Raw genomic sequence first — 2030 nt, forward strand, 5'->3', positions numbered from 1 at the left:
GGTTTCCCTATAATAGCTTAGGCGAACCGCGATGTTAATGGCCGGGACGGCGGATGCTGTGCGCTCCGGCCGTCCCGGGTGGTTCAGCAGCTGGTGCCGTTGAGTTTCACGGTGCCCGGCGCGCTGGCCGTGCCGTTGGCGGTGAAGCCCACGGTGACCGACCCGCCCGCCGGCAGCGACGGGGCGTGACTCGGGGCGGCGGCGGTGACCGTCGTGCCGGACTGCGTGACTGTGGCGTTCCAGCCACTGCCCAACGTCACCCCGGACGGCCAACTCCAGGTGACCGACCAGGGGTTCACCGCGCCCGAGCCGGTGTTCTTCACCGTCAACTCACCCTGGAAGCCGCCCTGCCAGGCGTTCACCTGCCGGTACGTGGCCGTGCAGGCGCCGGTCGGCGGGTCCGTCGGCCCACCCGTCGGGCCACCGGTCGGCCCACCCGTCGGCCCGCCCGTGCCACCCGACGGCGCGATCAGGTACGGCTGCAGAATCGCCTGCTTGGCGGTGTTGATATTGGTCCAGTCGTCCAACGCGATGCCGCCGGTGTCACCCGAGTTGGGGTTCCACGACCAGTAGGTGAAGGACATCCCGGTCACCCCGGTCCCGGTGTACGCCATCAACTTCTCCAGCCACACCTTGTCCTTCGGGTCGACAAGGGTGCTGCCGAACTCGCCCATCATGATCGGCGCGATGTTCTGCTTGTAGAGGTAACCGAAGTACTTGTCCCAGATGGCCGGCATGTTCGCCGGGTAGTCCGGGGCGTCGAACCAGGTCTGCCGGTACACCGAGGTCGCGTACTCGTGCGGCGAGTAGACCAGCCGGTTCGCCACGTTCAGCCGTACCGGGAACTGCCCCGCCTTCGACAGGTTGCCGCCCCACCAGCCGCAGTCCTCGTCATTGCTCGGGTCGTTGTCCCAGACGTTGGAGAGGCCACCGCTGGGGCAGCTCACCCCCTCGACGAAGATCAACCAGTTGGGCTGGACGCCGAGGATGGCGTTTCCGGCCCGCTCGGCGGCGAGCCGCCAGTCCCGGCTGGTGTCACCGCAGCCCCAGCACGCGCCGGTGGCCGCCGGGTTGGTGCCCTCCGCGTGCGGCTCGTTGTGCAGGTCGGCGCCGATCACCGTCGGGTTGCCCGCGTACCGCTGGGCGAGCATCTTCCAGTCGTTGATCCAGGTCGCCTCGGAGACCGTCGAGGTGTACCAGAGCGGCGACTGCCCGGCCGCCGTCGGCCGGTGCCGGTCCAGGATGATCCGCATGCCCTTGCTGCCGGCGTAGTCGATCACCTTGTCCAGGATCTGCAACGGCGACAGCCCGATCAGGTCCGGGTTGACGAAGTCGTTGATCCCACTGGCCGTCGCGCCCGGCTTCAGCGCGTCGTTCGAGTACGGCACCCGCAGCGTGTTGTAACCCAGCCGGGCCATCGTGTCGAGCTGCCCCTTCCACGGGTTGTTCGACCACAACCCGTGGAAGGTCTTGTTGTCGGTCTCCATGCCGAACCAGTTGATGCCGGTCAACCGGACCGTGGCACCGGTGCTGTCCACGATCTGGTTGCCGCTGGTGTGCAGATAACCGGTACCGGTGCCAGCGGCAACGGCCGGACTGGTGCTGGCGGCGGCGATGAACACGCCGGCCGCGACGGTGACGAGCGCGGTGAGCGCGCCGCCGAGAGCTTTGGGACGGAACATTCGAGCTCCACTTCGGAGGTCCGGCGCCGTCCAGTGACGACGCCGGCGGGCGGCCGTGCGCACGTCACGGTCCCTCAGGGGTACGCGGACAGTGCGCGACGGCCCATGTCACGCGGACGTGTCACTCGCGCAGGCTCACCGGCGACCCTCGACGGCGGTTGCTCCGCCTTCGTCGCCCTCGTGCCGGTGGCCCTACCTGACTCCGTCGCTCATTCTGATCAGCCCAGGTCAATGCGTCAACCTGCGCCCCCGCCCACCCCGCCCTGCCCCGCCCCGCCCCCGCCGTCCCGGCGCCGCCCACCCGTCTCCGCGGTCCCGCCTTCCGGCAAGATCCGCGCAACATCAGGG

Annotated in this window: 1 protein-coding gene; it reads right to left on the reverse strand. The window is 69.1% G+C overall.

Annotated elements, in window-relative coordinates; all coding sequences use genetic code 11:
- Window positions 1-83 precede the first annotated feature (83 nt).
- Window positions 84-1682, reverse strand: coding sequence for a cellulase family glycosylhydrolase (locus KBX53_RS31095; RefSeq protein WP_030336743.1), 1599 nt, complete (start codon window positions 1680-1682; stop codon window positions 84-86).
- Between the last annotated feature and the right edge of the window lie 348 nt (window positions 1683-2030).

Origin of the sequence: Micromonospora sp. M51 (assembly GCF_018070305.1) — a bacterium.
Lineage (GTDB): Bacteria > Actinomycetota > Actinomycetes > Mycobacteriales > Micromonosporaceae > Micromonospora > Micromonospora parva.